Source organism: Candidatus Pantoea multigeneris (genome assembly GCF_011752615.1).
GTDB lineage: Bacteria > Pseudomonadota > Gammaproteobacteria > Enterobacterales > Enterobacteriaceae > Pantoea > Pantoea multigeneris.
Genome location: NZ_VWXF01000001.1, coordinates 1,110,335 through 1,128,553, shown reverse-complemented (window position 1 = coordinate 1,128,553; position 18,219 = coordinate 1,110,335). Strand labels below are relative to the sequence as shown.

10 protein-coding genes and 1 pseudogene are annotated in these 18,219 nt (G+C 51.1%); 6 read left to right on the top strand and 5 right to left on the bottom strand.

The window, feature by feature from the left end; all coding sequences use genetic code 11:
* Positions 1-605 precede the first annotated feature (605 nt).
* Complete coding sequence (xseA, locus tag F3J40_RS05180; protein WP_167012832.1) at positions 606-1,973, bottom strand: exodeoxyribonuclease VII large subunit; 1,368 nt, start codon at positions 1,971-1,973, stop codon at positions 606-608.
* 170 nt (positions 1,974-2,143) lie between these two features.
* Between xseA and guaB the strand changes: the two genes are divergently transcribed.
* The 5 genes from guaB to F3J40_RS05155 all read left to right on the top strand — a co-directional run bounded on the left by guaB (position 2,144) and on the right by F3J40_RS05155 (position 11,837).
* A complete protein-coding gene (gene guaB / locus F3J40_RS05175) occupies positions 2,144-3,610 on the top strand; it encodes an IMP dehydrogenase (RefSeq protein WP_017347768.1) in 1,467 nt (488 codons plus the stop codon).
* A gap of 70 nt (positions 3,611-3,680) precedes the next feature.
* Positions 3,681-5,261, top strand: coding sequence for a glutamine-hydrolyzing GMP synthase (gene guaA / locus F3J40_RS05170; protein ID WP_167012831.1), 1,581 nt, complete (start codon positions 3,681-3,683; stop codon positions 5,259-5,261).
* An 804-nt stretch (positions 5,262-6,065) separates the two neighbouring features.
* Entirely contained in the window at positions 6,066-8,729 is a 2,664-nt protein-coding gene (locus tag F3J40_RS05165; RefSeq protein WP_167012830.1) for a class I SAM-dependent DNA methyltransferase, read from the top strand.
* Positions 8,722-10,665, top strand: a complete 1,944-nt coding sequence (locus F3J40_RS05160) for a DEAD/DEAH box helicase (protein ID WP_167012829.1) — start codon at positions 8,722-8,724, stop codon at positions 10,663-10,665. The genes F3J40_RS05165 and F3J40_RS05160 overlap by 8 nt, the downstream gene beginning before the upstream one ends.
* Positions 10,666-10,667: 2 nt before the next feature.
* Positions 10,668-11,837 carry a GIY-YIG nuclease family protein gene (locus tag F3J40_RS05155; RefSeq protein WP_167012828.1) on the top strand — a complete coding sequence of 390 codons (1,170 nt, stop codon included), beginning with the start codon at positions 10,668-10,670 and terminating at the stop codon, positions 11,835-11,837.
* 353 nt (positions 11,838-12,190) lie between these two features.
* On the opposite strand, the gene F3J40_RS05150 is transcribed toward F3J40_RS05155, so the two are convergent.
* Both F3J40_RS05150 and F3J40_RS05145 read right to left on the bottom strand, forming a co-directional pair.
* Positions 12,191-13,450, bottom strand: coding sequence for a type II toxin-antitoxin system HipA family toxin (locus tag F3J40_RS05150; RefSeq protein ID WP_167012827.1), 1,260 nt, complete (start codon positions 13,448-13,450; stop codon positions 12,191-12,193).
* Positions 13,443-13,760, bottom strand: a complete 318-nt coding sequence (locus F3J40_RS05145) for a helix-turn-helix domain-containing protein (protein ID WP_167012826.1) — start codon at positions 13,758-13,760, stop codon at positions 13,443-13,445. The genes F3J40_RS05150 and F3J40_RS05145 overlap by 8 nt, the downstream gene beginning before the upstream one ends.
* Before the next feature lie 640 nt (positions 13,761-14,400).
* Between F3J40_RS05145 and F3J40_RS05140 the strand changes: the two genes are divergently transcribed.
* Positions 14,401-16,800: a membrane-bound PQQ-dependent dehydrogenase, glucose/quinate/shikimate family gene (locus F3J40_RS05140; protein ID WP_167012825.1), complete on the top strand. Its 2,400-nt coding sequence runs from the start codon at positions 14,401-14,403 to the stop codon at positions 16,798-16,800.
* Between the two features lie 67 nt (positions 16,801-16,867).
* Here the strand turns inward: F3J40_RS05140 and F3J40_RS05135 are convergent, their stop codons facing one another.
* Positions 16,868-17,275, bottom strand: a complete 408-nt coding sequence (locus tag F3J40_RS05135; RefSeq protein WP_017347749.1) for a DUF2000 domain-containing protein — start codon at positions 17,273-17,275, stop codon at positions 16,868-16,870.
* 33 nt (positions 17,276-17,308) lie between these two features.
* Positions 17,309-18,183 (bottom strand): annotated as a pseudogene (locus F3J40_RS05130) (helix-turn-helix domain-containing protein).
* Between the last annotated feature and the right edge of the window lie 36 nt (positions 18,184-18,219).

Below are 18,219 nucleotides of genomic sequence, written 5' to 3'. Positions count from 1 at the left end.
TTCGGTGAGAAACATCGCTGTGGGTGGGATGAAAGGTCAGATAATGGGGGCTATGACTGCTCGGAAAGATTGCTCCTGCAGATCTGGCCCGACGTCCATGTCGGGCAAGCGCTCGCTATCATAGCCCTCATTATCTTCCCGCAGACAGCAGCGTTGCTGTAAGAAGTCTGTGCGATTATTGAGGTACGAAGGAGTTGTTTTTAGTTCGGTGAGAAACATCGCTGTGGGTGGGATGAAAGGTCAGATAATGGGGGCTATGACTGCTCGGAAAGATCGCTCATGCAGATCTGGCCCGACGTCCATGTCGGGCAAGCACTCGCTATCATAGCCCCCATTATCTTCCTGCCAGGCAACAGCGTTGCTGTAAGAAGCCTGTGCGGTTTGTTTGTTGAATGTAATTTATGAAAGTCGCACAGTTCTCATCTTTCAGGCAAAACAACGCTATGGATTTCGGTGGCGGAGGGGGATTGGCGCGGAGCCTGTCGTAGCCCAACCCCCTCTGACAGGCCGATGTATCTCGGGTTGGAAGACCGTGGTTTTGACTTGTCAAACAGCAGCGTTGCTGTAAGAAGGCTGTGCGATTATTGAGGGACGTAGGGTGAGCGTTATTTTGCTTTACGTGGGGCGCGCTTTTTTTGCAGCTTAGTCACCTGGCTTTCGACCCAACCATCATCCAGACGGGTGCGTAACGTGTCACCCGCATGGAGTTGGCTGGTTTTCTTCACCAGCGTCCCTTCCGTGGTGGTGGTCACGCTAAAACCGCGTGCCAGCGTTGCCAGTGGACTTACCCCTTCGAGCTGAGCGGCCAGCGTAGCGAAGCGCTGTTTATTAGCGTTCAACTGCTGTTGCATGCTCTGCTGCAGGCGATGCTGCATGTTCGACAGCTGCTGCTGCGCAAGGTAGATTTTTCCCTGCGGTTGCTGTGCGCTCAGGCGCTGCATCAGGCGATCTTGCTGGCGCAGGGCGGTACGTAGGCGCAGCTCCATAGCTTCGTCCAGACGGCGCTGTAGGCGGAACAGTGAAGTCTGCTGGCGTGCTAGACGCAGCTGTGGATGCTGCTGCTGTAAACGATGCTGTAATTGCGTATAACGGCGCTGCTGGCGCGCCAGATAGTAATCCATCGCCATCTCTAATCGCTGCTGCTGGGCCTGTAGCTGTCGCAGCAACTCCACCTGATTACGGCTTACCAGCTCAGCGGCCGCTGAAGGGGTAGGGGCACGTAAATCGGCAACAAAATCGGCAATGGTGACATCTGTTTCATGGCCTACCGCACTGACAATCGGAATGCGGCTGGCGAAAATGGCACGGGCAACGCGCTCATCGTTAAAGCTCCACAAATCCTCCAGCGAGCCGCCGCCACGGCCCACAATAAGTACATCACACTCCTGGCGCTGATTAGCCAGCGCAATGGCACGTACAATGGCAGCAGGCGCATCTGCCCCTTGCACAGCGGTAGGGTAGATCACCACCGGTAGTGAAGGATCGCGGCGATGAAGCACACGCAAAACATCATGCAACGCCGCGCCGGTTGCGGAAGTGATAACCCCAACCTGGCGCGCCGGATCGGGCAGCGGCTGCTTATGTTCGGGCGCAAACAACCCTTCAGCTTCCAGCCGTGCTTTCATCTGAGCAAACTGCTGTTGCAGCAATCCCTCACCTGCGGGATGCATGCTATTGATGACCAACTGATAATCGCCGCGTGGTTCATACAGGGTCAGGGTGGCACGCACCAGAACTTGCTGACCGTGCTGCGGACGAAAACTGACCTGGCGGTTGCTGTTGCGAAACATGGCACAGCGCACCTGAGCGTTTTCGTCTTTGAGCGAAAAGTACCAGTGCCCGGAAGCGGGTTGCGTGAAATTGGAGATCTCAGCACTGAGCCACACCTGGCCCATCTCGCGCTCCAGTAGCTCCCGCACCGTGCTGTTCAGACGGCTGACGCTAAAAATATTGGCATTTGATGGCAGTGACATGTGATGGAGATCAAATTTCAAATCAGAGGGTTAATCAACCGATACTACATGGCTGGTACAAAGGTTCAAGGTTTTTTCTGAAAAAACGCTGGAGGCAAACGGTTTCCACCTGTATAATTCGCTCGCAATATTTTATCTGTTCTCATTCACCCCCAGGTTGAGATATTGCCATGCTAAGAATCGCTAAAGAAGCACTCACATTTGACGACGTATTGCTCGTTCCTGCTCACTCCACCGTTCTGCCGAACACGGCTGAATTAAGCACTCAGCTGACGAAAAACATCCGTCTCAATATTCCAATGGTTTCTGCAGCCATGGACACTGTCACCGAAGCGAACCTTGCTATTGCGCTGGCGCAAGAAGGCGGCATTGGCTTTATCCACAAAAACATGTCGATTGAACGCCAAGCGGAAGAAGTTCGCAAGGTGAAGAAATATGAAAGCGGCGTGGTCACCGATCCTCAGACTGTACTGCCAACCACTACGCTGGCGGCAGTAAAAGAGCTGACTGAGCGCAACGGCTTCGCGGGTTACCCGGTTGTAAACGAAAAGAACGAACTGGTCGGTATCATCACTGGCCGTGACGTACGTTTCGTTACCGACCTCGAACTCCCAGTTTCAGCAGTAATGACGCCGAAAGAGCGTCTGGTTACTGTGAAAGAAGGCGATGCGCGTGAAGTGGTTCTGCAAAAGATGCACGAAAAGCGCGTAGAAAAAGCACTGGTTGTGGACGACAGCTTCCACCTGCTGGGCATGATCACCGTTAAAGATTTCCAGAAAGCAGAACGTAAACCAAACGCATGTAAAGATGCGCAGGGTCGTCTGCGTGTTGGTGCTGCGGTAGGTGCTGGCGCAGGTAACGAAGAGCGTGTTGCCGCGCTGGTTGCCGCTGGTGTTGACGTTCTGCTGATCGACTCCTCACACGGCCACTCTGAAGGCGTTCTGCAGCGTATCCGCGATACCCGTGCAAAATTCCCAGAGCTGGAAATCATCGGCGGTAACGTTGCTACTGGCGCTGGTGCTCTGGCCCTGGTTGAAGCCGGTGTGAGCGCAGTAAAAGTGGGTATCGGCCCTGGCTCAATCTGTACTACCCGTATCGTTACTGGCGTGGGTGTACCGCAGATCACCGCCGTTTCTGATGCAGTAGAAGCGCTGGAAGGCACGGGTATTCCGGTTATCGCTGATGGCGGTATCCGCTTCTCTGGTGATATCGCAAAAGCTATCGCTGCGGGTGCTTCTGTTGTGATGGTGGGTTCTATGCTGGCAGGGACTGAAGAGTCTCCTGGTGAGATCGAACTGTATCAAGGCCGTGCATTCAAATCATACCGTGGTATGGGTTCACTGGGTGCAATGTCTAAAGGTTCATCTGACCGTTACTTCCAGACCGATAACGCGGCAGACAAGCTGGTGCCGGAAGGTATCGAAGGACGCGTGGCTTACAAAGGCCGTCTGAAAGAGATCGTTCACCAGCAGATGGGCGGCCTGCGCTCCTGCATGGGTCTGACCGGTTGTGCAACCATTGAACTGCTGCGTACTAAAGCAGAGTTCGTTCGCATCAGCGGTGCGGGCATTTCTGAGAGCCACGTTCACGACGTGACCATCACAAAAGAAGCGCCGAACTACCGCATGGGTTCATAATCCCGTAAAATGAGACGCCCGGCACCCGCCGGGCGAATTTATTTTAAAGTCCATCCCTGGAAACGCCTTAATGACAGCTGAAAACATTCATAAACACCGTATTCTGATCCTCGATTTTGGTTCTCAGTACACGCAACTGGTCGCGCGTCGCGTGCGCGAGCTGGGCGTGTACTGCGAACTCTGGGCGTGGGATGTCACCGAAGAACAGATTCGTAGCTTCAATCCAACCGGTATCGTGTTGTCCGGTGGCCCGGAAAGCACCACTGAGCACAACAGCCCACGTGCGCCAGAGTATGTCTTCAACGCAGGCGTACCGGTTCTGGGCGTGTGCTACGGCATGCAGACCATGGCGATGCAGTTAGGCGGTAAAGTTGAAGGTTCAACCGAGCGTGAATTTGGTTATGCGCAGGTTGAAGTGATTACCCCAAGCGCGCTGGTGCGTGATATTGAAGATGCAATCAGCGATGCTGGCAAGCCGCTGCTGGACGTCTGGATGAGCCACGGTGACAAAGTCACTGCGATCCCATCAGACTTCGTGACAGTAGCCAGCACCGAATCTTGTCCGTTTGCCATTATGGCGAACGAAGAAAAACGCTTCTACGGTGTGCAGTTCCACCCGGAAGTGACGCACACCCGTCAGGGCCAGCGTATGCTGGAGCGTTTTGTTCTGGATATCTGCGGCTGCGAAGCGCTGTGGACCCCAGCCAAAATCATCGAAGATGCGGTAGAGCGTATTCGTGAGCAGGTAGGTGAAGATAAAGTCATCCTCGGCCTGTCTGGTGGTGTGGATTCATCTGTGACTGCCATGTTGCTGCACCGCGCCATTGGTGACCGTCTGACCTGCGTATTCGTCGATAACGGCCTGCTGCGTCTGAATGAAGCAGAGCAGGTGATGGATATGTTTGGCGACCACTTTGGTCTGAACATCGTTCACGTGGCAGCAGAAGCTCGCTTCCTCGATGCGCTGGCAGGTGAGAACGATCCAGAAGCTAAGCGTAAAATCATCGGTCGCGTATTCGTCGAAGTGTTCGATGAAGAAGCACTGAAGCTGACCGACGTGAAATGGCTGGCACAGGGCACCATCTATCCAGACGTGATCGAGTCTGCGGCGTCTGCCACCGGCAAAGCGCACGTGATCAAATCGCACCACAACGTGGGCGGTCTGCCGAAAGAGATGAAGATGGGTCTGGTTGAGCCGCTGAAAGAGCTGTTCAAAGACGAAGTGCGTAAGATTGGTCTGGAGCTGGGCCTGCCGTACGACATGCTGTACCGTCACCCGTTCCCGGGTCCAGGTCTGGGCGTGCGTGTTCTGGGCGAAGTGAAGAAAGAGTACTGTGACCTGCTGCGCCGCGCTGATGCTATCTTCATCGAAGAGTTGCACAAAGCTGACCTGTATAACAAAGTCAGCCAGGCCTTCACCGTGTTCCTGCCAGTGCGCTCCGTCGGCGTAATGGGCGATGGCCGTAAGTACGACTGGGTTGTTTCCCTGCGTGCCGTAGAAACCATCGACTTCATGACCGCACACTGGGCGCATCTGCCATACGACTTCCTTGGCCGCGTTTCCAACCGCATCATCAACGAAGTGAACGGCATCTCCCGCGTGGTTTATGATATCTCTGGTAAGCCACCAGCGACGATTGAGTGGGAATGATTCCACTTCCGGCATAAACCGGTACTATCTAGCAAAAAATGCTCTGAAGCCCGCGTAATTGCGGGCTTTTGGCTTTCTGGGTCCGGCAAATTCTGGCAGCTTTGTGCATCGCCAAGCACCGTGTTTATGTGGCATGGTACGGGGCATTGACTGAGCCAAATGCCATGCTCAGTGGTCGATACCATGACCAATTTATTTCATGGCAGGCAGAACGCTGCCCAAAGCGGGCGTTTGGCAGTTGAGTGAGCGATTATCCCAGTGGCTGGTCGAGTAGAGTCAGCAGGGGATCTAGAAAACTCGGAGGGTACGTAGGTCGTTGATGGGGTGCACGGGCCGCTGATGCGCCCGATCCGCTGGAAGGTGCATCCCTGCCCAGTCTCTGCTATCTTGCAGAAAACCTCGGATCACTTCGAGACGCAAGGCAATTAGTGCAGTATTATTTCGATATCAATTATGTCACTCTCCGTGTCGGCGCTCAGCCTCTAAAGACTGCGGATAAGTCATCCCTTGAACGGAATCTGGTATGGCCACAGGAAAAGACGACAGCAGCTCTTCGTTGATGCAGATGGTGGAGGTCATCGCCATCAGACCGCAAGATGCTGGTGATCTGGCTGTCCGACACGAAAGCTGGGTGCCTCGGACCCGTCGGCAACACCACATGATCCTGGTGCACCAATCCCTGAGCAGCGTGGCTGTCGGCGATTGGAAAACTCTAGATTGGCTCAATGAGGCCCATTCATAAGTGGCCTGAGCTGCATCTTCGTCGAATCACTGGTCAACGCCGAATTTTTTTGAGGTATTGAATTGAATATCGCGCAAGTAGAAGAAAAAGTTAAGGCTCTTGTGAGCAACCTTGAGCAGAATGACTTTCTGTACAATCTTCTAGATTGCTATGACAAGTCAAAGGCTTCCATCACTCGTTTAAAGATGACTGGCAAGGGCAGCTATAATCTCTCTAAGAATGCCGACGAAGTACTATGGAAGAAGCAGGTCTACTACAAGGCCACAAACAGCGACAAGCTTCTAAGTATTATTGATGAAATGAAGCATGCTGATGTTGTAGCGAAGCACCGACCGCGTTTCATCATCGCCATCAACGCGAGCCATCTTCTTGCGATTGACACCAAGACCGAGGATACTCTAGATATTCCTCTGGCTGAACTGAACAAGAAGTTTGACTTTTTCCTTCCTTGGGCAAATTTAGAGAAAAATCAGGCTCGAAGTGAAAATCTCGCAGATGTTAAAGCAGCCGAGAAAATGGCCAAACTATTTGATCTACTGCGGGCCAACAATCCTGCCACCACAGCAGAGGAAATACATTGGCAAAATGTTTTTTTATCTAGAATATTATTCTGTTACTTTGCTGAAGATACCGGGATCTTTAATTCAAAGCTGTTTACTAATCACGTTGCTTCGCATACCGCTGAGGACGGTAACGACTTGAGCGACTACTTGAGTCGCGTATTTGATGTTATGAATCAAGAGTGCCGCGAAGGTGTTCCTGAATATCTGGCTGATTTCCCATATGTGAATGGGGGGCTGTTTGCCGACAAGCTACCTGTACCAACATTCACTAGAAAGTCGCGAGCCATCCTCATTGATTGTGGCGCCGACTTGAACTGGTCTGAAATTAATCCAGATATTTTTGGCTCAATGATTCAAGCAGTGGTTGATCCGGGCCAGCGAAGCAATATGGGTATGCACTATACCAATGAGTCCAATATCAGGAAGGTGCTTGATCCTCTATTTCTTAATGAACTAAAGGAGGAGTTTGAAAAACACTCTGATAGCAGGGCAAAGCTGGAGCAACTTCTTCTCCGGTTAGAGCACCTTAAAATTTTTGACCCTGCTTGCGGCTCGGGAAACTTTTTAATTATTGCGTATAAAGAACTTCGGCAGTTTGAAATGAAGATTTTCAAACGGATTCAGGAATTGACCCCTGAAGGAATATTTCCGTTCTCCCGAATCAAATTATCCCAATTCTATGGGATTGAACTAGATGACTTCGCCCACGAAATTGCCATCTTGTCTTTATGGCTCGCTGAACATCAGATGAACCTGAAATTCAAGGAAATTTTTGGGCACTGTAACCCCGCACTTCCTTTAAAGAGCAGCGGTAATGTCGTCAGTGATAACGCGATACACGTAGACTGGGATGTATTCCTTGCCCCAAAAAAGGAGCATGAGACATATGTTCTTGGAAATCCACCCTACCTTGGCGCACGAAACCAAGAGCCAGAACAGAAAATCGACCTCGAACTCATCTTTGAAGGGCATGAAGAATACAAAGATTCCGACTATGTATGCTGTTGGTTCATCAAAGCGGCACAGTTCATTGCAGGCAAAAACGCGAAATATGCGTTCGTGGCGACAAACTCCATTTGCCAAGGCGAACAAGTTTCCTATCTGTGGCCTAGAGTATTTCAGCCTGGTCTTGAGATTGACTTCGCCTACACCTCCTTCAAGTGGTCAAACTTCGCAAAGAATAATGCTGGTGTGACATGTGTTATTGTTGGTGTGAGGAACTCAGCAGAAAAGGCAAAGCTTCTGTTCGGAGCGGACAGCTATAAGATTGTGAAGGAAATCAATCCTTACCTGATTGAAGGGAAGGATATTTATGTTCGCAGGACATCTGAAATCCTTTCTGGCTTCCCGGCAATGTCCATCGGCTGCATGGCCCGTGACGGCGGTAACCTTATACTCAAGCCTAGTGAAAGGGACACCATAGTTCAGCTTTATCCCCAATCCAAGCCTCTTTTCAAAAAGCTGTACGGTACACAGGAGTTCATTGGCGGCAACCCTCGCCAATGCCTGTGGATCGAAAACGAACAGCTTGATCTTGCCCGTTCGATCCCGCCGATTAAAGCGCGAATTGATGCCTGCTACGACTTCAGGATGAAGTCAAAAGCTAAAACGACAAACGGCTACGCTAAGATTGCACATAAATTTGCACAGCGCGTGCAGGGCAAAGGTGGATCGATCATTGTTCCAAAAACCTCCTCAGAACGTAGGGAATATGTGCCAATTGGCTACATGGATAAAGATAGCGTCATCACTGACGCTGCCTTTGTAATATTCAAACAAGATCCTGCACTCTTCGGAATCATTTCATCGAAGCTGCATGGCCTATGGATTCGCACTGTTGGCGGTCAACTAGAAACACGACTCCGGTACTCTGTCGAAATCGTCTATAACACTTTCCCGTTCCCTGACGTCAGCGAGAAGAAGCAGCTAGCCGTGGCTGAAAAAGCCATGGCTATTGTCGCCATCCGTGAAGATTATCCTGAACTAAGTATCGAAGATTTATACGACCCAGATACTATGCCCGCTGATCTGAAGCAGGCACATTACGAACTGGACGTTGTAGTTGAGCAGTGCTACCAGATAAAGCCATTTTACAACGACATCGAACGCCTGGAATGTCTCTTCAAGCTCTACGAAAAAATGATGGAAGCCAAGCATGCCTAATATCGTTGACGTCACCTATGCTCAAACCGGCAAAAGCACCAGCACCAACCAATTTGGCATGCGCGAAATGCAGGAACGAGCTTTTGAAGCTCGCAATGCACAGCATCTTCTATTGAAAGCACCACCAGCTTCTGGGAAATCTCGAGCCCTCATGTTCATTGCTCTGGACAAACTCATAAACCAAGGGCTGTCAAAGGCCATCATTGCTGTGCCTGAACGCTCCATTGGTGGTTCGTTTAACACCGTGGAGCTCAGCAAGTTCGGCTTCTTCTCTGACTGGACCGTGGAACCGAAGAACAACCTCTGCACGCCAGGTGGTGATTCTAGCAAGGTTCAAGCCTTCGTGGACTTCATGAAGGGCCCAGACAAAATTCTGATCTGTACCCACGCAACTATTCGCTTCGCCTTCGAGGCGCTGGACGATTCTGATTTTGACAATGTGCTACTCGCCATAGACGAGTTCCACCACGTATCGGCTGATGCTGACAACTGTCTCGGAGAGTTACTGCGATCCGTCATGGCGAAGTCCGACGCCCACATTGTGGCAATGACAGGCTCCTATTTCAGAGGTGACAGCGTACCGGTACTGCTGCCCGAAGACGAAGCCCAGTTCACCAAAGTCGTATACAACTACTACGAGCAGCTAAACGGCTATACCTTCCTCAAGTCGCTAGGTATCGGCTACCACTTCTATCGCGGCAACTACACCAAACGTCCAGACGCCTGCACGCCCAGTGGGATTGAGGGGGTGCTAAATACGGATCAGAAAACCATTCTTCACATACCCAATGTGCAGTCGGGCGAGTCCACTAAGGACAAGTACGACGAGGTTGATCGTATCCTAGACTTCATTGGTACCGTCACCCATCGTGATCCAGATACCTGTGTCATTCATGTCAGGCGGCACGGTGATGGAAAGGTTCTGAAAGTTGCCGATCTCGTGCATGACGAACCAAGGTCTCGTGAGCGCATAGTTGAATATCTGCGCTGTATTGAGAAACCAGAGGACATGGATCTCATCATTGCCTTGGGCATGGCGAAGGAGGGTTTTGACTGGAAATTCTGCGAACACGCTCTGACCGTTGGCTACCGCGGATCGTTAACCGAAATCATCCAAATCATTGGACGCTGCACCCGCGATAGCAACAACAAGAGCCATGCGCAGTTCACAAATCTCATTGCACAGCCTGACGCTGGGGACGATTTGGTAAAGCTATCCGTGAACAACATGCTTAAGGCTATTACCTGTTCCTTGCTCATGGAACAGGTGCTTGCGCCAAACTTCAAGTTCAAAACGAAGAAAGATGATGATGATAAAAGTACCGACACTGAGATCAAGGTTCGTGGTCTGAAAGAACCCAGCTCCAAGCGAGTTAAGGGCATCATCGAGTCCGATCTGAACGATCTAAAGGCGGCGATACTTTCTGACGATAAGCTTGTGAAGGCCTTGCCTGGCAATGTTGATCCAGAAGTCATTAACAAAGTGATGATTCCAAAAATCATCAAAATTAAGTATCCCGAGCTAAGCGACGATGAGGTTGAAGAAGTCCGTCAGCACGTGGTTGTGGATTCGGTCATAAAGAATGGCGAAATTAAGCAGGAAGGTGGAAAACACTTTGTCCGCATGGCTGATAAGTTCATCAACATTGACGAACTTCACATTGATCTCATTGATCGGGTCAACCCATTTCAGAAGGCGTTCGAAATCCTATCCAAGTCGCTTACAACAAAAACCTTCAAGGTTATTCAGGATACGATTGAAGCTACTCGCGTGCAGATGAGTGACGAGGAAGCCATCCTGCTTTGGCCAAAGATAAAGGATTTCGTGAAGACCAACGGCACAGAGCCAAATATTGCTTCGCTCGACCCATTGGAACGACGCATGGCCGATGCTGTTGTTTATCTAAAAGCTCAGCGCCGTCAGCAAGGAGTCTGACCGTGGAGAAGGATGCCCTTCAAAAAATCCTGGAAGACGATGACTTGGGCCTGCTCAATATCAAGCCTAAGCATGCCGCTGTCACAGTGGATGAACGCCTGCTAGCCTCGTTCCTGCAGATCAATGACTTCTACCTTCAGAACGGGAAAGAGCCAACATCGAATCCTTATGATATCCTTGAATTTCAATTGTTTAACAGGCTGAAGGGGCTTCGTGCTAGCAAGGAAAAATGCGAAGTGTTGCGGGAAGCAGATGAATACAAATTGCTTACCTACATCGAGCCAGCCAAACCCATTACCTCTGTGGCTGACATTTTCGAGGATGACTCTTTTGGCTTACTAGACGATGAAGCAGCCAGCATCTTCGAACTTAAGCATGTTCCTTCGCTACCTAAGGACATGCCTAATAAGATTGCCCAGCGCAAACGCTGCCAGGATTTTGATCAGTTTGAGCCCTTGTTCAACCAGTGCCATGCAGAGCTTGTTGCCGGTGTTCGCGAAGCACGAGGCTTCGCCGGCGAGCAGCAGATCCTGCCCGGTCACTTCTTCATCCTCCACGGCGTAACAGCCTATGTTGCTGAAGTCGGTGAGAAAGAAGTGAAGAACGGCAAGGTCAACGCACGGCTTCGCTGTATCTTCGAGAATGGCACCGAGTCCAACATGTTGCTTCGTTCGCTAGCCACTGAACTGTACAAAGACGAGACGGGCCGTCGCATTTTAGACCCTCATGAGAAGGCCCTGCAGGCTTTGGATCAGATACAGGAGTGCGATGAAAAGTCAGGCTATCTCTACGTCCTTCGATCACTCAGCACTGCGCCAGACATTTCGGGGATCAATAATCTGTACAAGATTGGTTACTCCACGGCGCCCGTTCCTGAACGCGTTAATAAGGCAGCCGAGGAACCCACCTACCTAATGGCCCCCGTTAAGATCATTTCTGTTTTTGAGTGCTACAACCTCAACCCGCAGAAATTTGAACTACTACTTCATACCTTCTTCGGCAAGGCATGCTTGAACGTGGATGTGTATGACAAGCAGGGCAACCGCTTCTCTCCACGCGAGTGGTTTATCGCTCCTCTGCATATTATTGAGGCAGCAGCCAATATGTTGATTAACGGGGATATTGTGAACTACAAGTATGACCCGATGACCTTGGAAATATCGGAGCGGTAAGTTGCGGAGCTTCTGGATGTATACCGCGTAACCTAGTATCGCCCGTTTAACAAGAAGGAGGGCATCAGATGAAATGCCACCTACACGACGAGGCAATGGCCGAGCAGTTCCGCGCCGATCCGGGCTATGTGGCCTAGCTGCTGATTGACGTGCGCCGAAATGGCGACTCGGAGGAGCTGGCTATCCTATTGCGACAGATTGCTAAGGCGCTCGGGCAGGACGGGGAGTATTGCCGATGCGGAGCGCAAGCTATCTTCTACACAATAGGATATGGCATATTTCATGGTACTTTGAACGTGTCTGTTTTTAAATTATTGATACTTATGTTTTTTACAGCTAAACAGCAATCTGCGTTAGCGCAGGTTCTGTATATTCTGCGAAATCCTACTTTGAATAAATTCCAGTGTTTCATCAGTAATGGCATCAAAGTAAGCCTCTTTTGCAATGTCAAAAAATCTTGTTCCGACATTGCAAATGCCATTAATGATTTCATCGGCTTCTGAGGATGAAACTTCGGCTTCCTCAGCCAGTTTGAGTATATGTTTTCGTTCGATATTTAACGCTTCTCCCATCACATCCATCTGATGATAGCCGCCAGGGCCTTCACAGAATGTGACGTCATATGCCGGGGCAAGCTTCCATTTCCCGGTTGATGACATTAAATACGAGAAGTTTTTTGGGTGATCGTCTCGGTTGTTGAAAACGATATTAAATACTGCACGTTCGAAGGCAAGCCGCTTTTCCTGCATGTCATTGGTGCAAATTTGAGTCGCGCGAATAAAATTAACGTAGTCCAGAGCCCCAGGCGATGTGTAATCAGCACCTGTGAAAGCGGCAAGGGTTTGCATAGGAACTTTTAAATCATTATGGCGATCAAAGCGTTTGCTGGCGAATGCTGTCTGCCCATTTGGCAGGCTGAAATATTGTGTATCTGGCGTTTCTATACGACATAAACGCAGGCATGCTGCGTAGACCATTTCAATTGCGCATACTTCCGGATGTTCACTTTGAGCCGGAAATTTGACGAGCCATGCTTCATATCCCGGTAGGGACGCGGTGGTAAAATCGCCGGTCTCGGGATTACAGTAAATTAAAGCCTTGGGTCTGGCACCTTGTGGGGAGCCACCGATGATGAGCAGTTTTTGCAGGAACTCTCCACCATCACCATTAATGACCTCCTGCACCTCAGCTGCGAGTTGGCTTATAGAAATGTTGATCAGTGATTCCTGCAACTCAGGGATCACTGGCTCAAAAGACATCGCTCCCATCGCATTTGAGCCAATATAAGCCAGCCGTTCCAGAGGCCCAATCCGGGCTGTGGAAAGCCCGCGCTGCCGAAAAAGGCGATCCATTAGCATCATGCCCCAACCGTCTGGTAAGGCATCATAAACCGGACCTGGAAGGCCTAACTGATGAGCAGGGAAACCGCGCCTTATGCGCTGTCCTTTTAAGGGCAAAGTATAAGAAGACAGCTCAACCCCTTTTTCCTGCGCCTGGCTGCTGTATTCGAAAACGATTTGAGGTCTGCCATTAAGTGCCTTAGTGGATATTAACGTCCCCCATAGCCAACGTTCGCCCCAACCCTCATAGTAAATATGTACTGTTTCAATCATCCTCAGGCCCCTTTCTGATGCGTTTACGGGTAGCCCCTTTCTCATAGCGCATGATATCACCCAGGCTATCAACCTGAGGAAGGAACAGGTTTTCGAGTTCTTTGGCGCGACCCAGCACCATCGCGACACGAACGACGTTTTCAAACCCGACATTGCGCCCGGCTTCGAGATTCGAAACTGTATTGGTGCTCACCCCTGCGCGGCTGGCAACCTCAGCCTGGGTCATTTGCTGGGCTAGCCGCTCTTTGCGCAGGCGATCGCAAAGCAGGTTCACAATTTCACTGGGTTTGCTCAGGCTGAGGTCTAACATGGATCTCACCGATGCGTAAAAGTATTGAGGACTGTCATTATAGGTTTCGGTTCGCTAAGGCTCAATGATAAGTCCATTATTTTGTGTCTTAAGTTAAAAAAATGGACTTAAGACACAAAATAAGAGAATTAAGTATGCCGTGGCCGGAGAGAGAAGGAGTAAGAGAATCAGTGCAGAAAGGGCCGCTCCCACAGGCTTATCATCCACTATCTGTATAGTCCTAATCGCATCATCTGTTTAGGGCCTCACTAAGTATTGCCACTGTTAAACAGCGACAGCTATCCAATATCAATAACCAATATTTATAATATTATTATTTAAATGAATCTATTCATTCCCGATTTTATAAAATAGTTATGACCTCTGTGCTCTAAACCGAAAATAAACCCCACCACATGGCATACCTCATCAGCGACATCCCTGCTGTGAATGGCGTTATAAATTCCCACCGGTGAGTAATTTATCTAAAACCCACCCAGAAAAGATGGTTTTATTTAACGTGCATGTAACCAATTCGCAATGTATATTTACAAAGCTCTACAAAACTGCCTCTAAGGGCCTGATCTTGCATGGTGTCGGGATTTTGGCCAGGAAGAACTAACCAAATAACAACTCAACAATGAGAGAAGGAGTTCCTCACATGTCATCTATTGATGATTCCGGGAAATGTTTTCATAAATACTTTTCATTGCTACTGAAAATAATATTCAGCCTTTTAACGGCTGTGACAGGGATATATTTTATCATCGGCGGGGTAAAACTCGCCTCTCTGGGTGGGTCTTATTATTACGCTATCGCCGGGCTGGCCTATCTGGTCTTGCTGGCGTCACTGTGGATGAAAAAACGTCGCGGCCTGCACTTGTCGGTGGTGATTTTTATTGCCACAGCGATCTGGTCGTTGATTGAAGTTGGTGGTCTTTCCTACTGGCCGCTCACCGCTCGATTAGTGGTGCCTGCCATCATTCTGATGCTCAGTTTTTGGGTATTCCCGGCAGTATCTGGCGCGAACGGGCAGCGTAACCGCCTGAGCTTTGCCGGTGGCTGGGGCGTGTTTGTCGGCTTACTCGTTGTGCTGGCTGGGGCATTTGTCCCGCACGGCAAAATCTATAATCCTTCGGCGGCCGCTGAGCATCCTGAAGCCTACGCCAGCCCGAATAAAGCCGAGGCCGATCAAAACTGGGATCATCTCTCTCGCAACGCCAGCGGAACCCGCTTTGCCGTTGTGGATCAGATAACACCTGAGAATGTCAGTAAGCTGCAAGTGGCATGGACCTACCACACCGGGCGTCGACTGGTAGGCAAAGAGGCAGGCGTTGACGAAAATACACCGCTGCAAATTGGCAATGTGTTGTACTCCTGTACGCCGCAAAACGTGGTCGCCGCGATTGATGCCGATACCGGTAAATCCATCTGGCGGGTGGACCCGAAAGCCACTGCGGTCTCGCATGTCACCTGTCGTAGCGTGGGCTACTACGATATCGATAAAGATAGCTCCTTGTCTCAAGAGGAGAAAGCCGTCGCGCCAGCCGAGTGTCGTCAACGGATTATTACCACCACGGTTGATGCACGTATGCTGGCACTGGATGCGAAAACCGGCCAGGCGTGCTCTGACTTCGGCACCAACGGCACCGTAGATTTACATGAAGGCATGAAGCCAGCCGAAAAAGGCGCGGCCTATCACCCAAGTGGCACTCCGGTGATCATGGGGCACTTAACGGTCTTCGGCACCTGGATTTTTGACCATTCAGATAAAGATGCCTCAGGTGTGGTTCGCGCTTATGACGTGCGTAACGGTAAACTGGCCTGGTCATGGAACGCCGAGGAAGATGCGCCGTATGCGGTGAATCACACCGGTGGAACGCCAAACGTATGGGCACCTGCCACCTACGATCAGGAACTCAACACCGTATATCTGCCAACCGGTATGGGTCCACCGGACTACTGGGGCGGTGAGCGTATGCCTTCATCCGAAAAGTTTGGTTCCGCGGTGGTGGCGGTGGATGCGTCTACCGGGAAAACCAAGTGGGTGTTCCAGACGGTGCATCATGATCTCTGGGATTATGACCTCCCATCCCAGCCCGTGATGTATGAGATGAAAAATGAGCAGGGAGAACGTGTTCCGGTTCTGATTCAAACCACCAAGACCGGACAGATCTTCGTGATCGACCGCCGTACCGGCAAACCGGCGAGCAAAGTGGAAGAACGTCCGGTGGTGACCACGCCGTCAGGACAAAATGATCATCTGTCACCGACGCAGCCATTCTCTGTAGATATGCCGGCTTTAGGCCTGACTAAACTGAAAGAGTCGGATATGTGGGGGATCACGCCATTCGACCAGCTTGAATGCCGCATCGCGTTTAAATCTTCCCGTTATAACGGTATTTTCACGCCTACGGCGGAATCCAGCTACATTCAGTTCCCAAGCACATTGGGCGGGATGAACTGGGGCGGTATCTCCATCGATGAGCGCGATAACATCATGTATGTTAACGACATTCGCATGGGTAAAATCATGGCGCTGAAAACGGCCGAAGAAGCCAAAGCCTATAAGGGCAAATATCCTATCCGCACGATGTTTGCGGGTCCGTATGTTGGCCTGAAGTCGGACTTCTTTATGTCTTCGCTGGGTGTGCCGTGCCAAAACCCACCGTTTGGTACGCTCAGTGCTATCGATCTGAATACCAAAAAACTCGTCTGGCAAGTGCCGGTGGGTACCGTTGAAGACTCTGGTCCTCTGGGCGTGAAAACGCATATGGCAATGCCGATCGGTATGCCAACGCTGGGTGGCCCAACGGCGACAGCCGGTGGCATCGTGTTCTTTGCGGGAACGCAGGATAACTACCTGAGGGCGTTTAACAGCAAAACCGGTGAAGAGATCTGGAAATACCGTTTACCGGTAGGCGCAACTGCCTCACCGCTGGTTTACAAATCACCGAAGACCGGTAAGGCGTATGTGGTGATCTCCGCGGGTGGAGCAGCACATTCACCGGATCAGGGTGATTATCTGATTGCCTTCTCGCTGCCAGATACCGGGAAGTAACTGCATGAACCTGCCGTCCTGATAGGCGGCAGGCCTGATACGGGCTGCTCAGGCAGCCCGCTTTCCACTAGCCGTGCAGCGCCAGGCCTTTAATCACCTTATCCACCATCTTCTTCGGGCCGCGCAGGCCGAGCCCCACCAGGTTCATATTCTCAGCGTCTTCCGCTAAAAACACTTCCCGGTTGGCTTCGTCATGACCGGTGGAGAACATCGCGTGTACGTAGGGAATCATTGTGAGTTCACGTTCAAAGCCTTTGCGCTGCACGGTTTGTAGCCCGGCGACATCCGCTTCGAAAATCAGCATCGGCTGACCGGACATATTGCCGTACTGTCGGCCCAGGGCATCCACGTAAGGCGCGCCCATAATTTCCGGGGCAGAGGCGGCGATGCCGGTGGCAAGAAAAGCAACAACGTTTAAGCGCTGCCAGATGGGCAGATCGTTACGGACAATATAGGCAATTTTGGTATCAAACATCTTTACGGCTCTCTGATGATCGCGAAAGGGCCATCATCCGCTTATCCGCGGTCGGTCATCTAGAACGTTTGTGCAGCGCGTTGATAGCTGGCAGGGGAGAGGCGATAAGCGCGCTGGAACCAGCGCCCCATATGGCTTTGATCCGCAAAACCGACATCGCAGGCGACCTGTGCGGGCTCGTTACCCATAGCTAAAAGAACGCGCGCGGTACGAAGCCGTAAGCGCACCAGGTAGGCGTGGGGAGTCTGGCCGAACGCCTGTTTAAACTGGCGGCTGAGGCGAAAGCGGTCAATACCCGCATGGCGTGCCAGCTCATCGAGACCAACATCCAGATGCATACGGTCATGCAGATAGTCACGCAGTTGGTACATCTGCATCAGGGAGTGATTCGCGGTGGAGAGGGGTTTTGTCGCAATATGACGGGAAAGCAGTGAAATCAGGTGGTCTAGCGTCTGATCGCGCGCCAGTCGGCCTTCCTGATGGTGTACGGCAAAAAATGCCTGCTGGATGGCCATGATTAGCTGGGCATCATCGGTCAATGTGTGCTGGAAAGCGGCCTCCATTGCAGAAGCATCGCCCAGTCCGCGCCGTTGCATTATCTCAGTCACCCAGTGCTGAGGCAGATACAACATCGCATAGGTGAAACCTTCGGCATCTGGCGCATGCCCATCATGCACCGCTCCGGGTTCAATCAGAATGGCGCGCCCCGGCGTACTGGTATGCAATGTTCGGTGGCAGTTAAAGCGTTGCAAACCCTGCTGAGTGACTCCCACCAGGATCTCATCATGGTCGTGCGGGTCGTAGGCGTGACCGCGAAAATGCGCATTGATACTCTCAATGCCCGTCTCCTCGTCACGATGAAAATCTACCCAGTCATGCCTGGTATTGGGGTGGTCCGGCGTCTTCATATTCCCATTCTGAGTCAGCAACAAGGCAGAGAGATG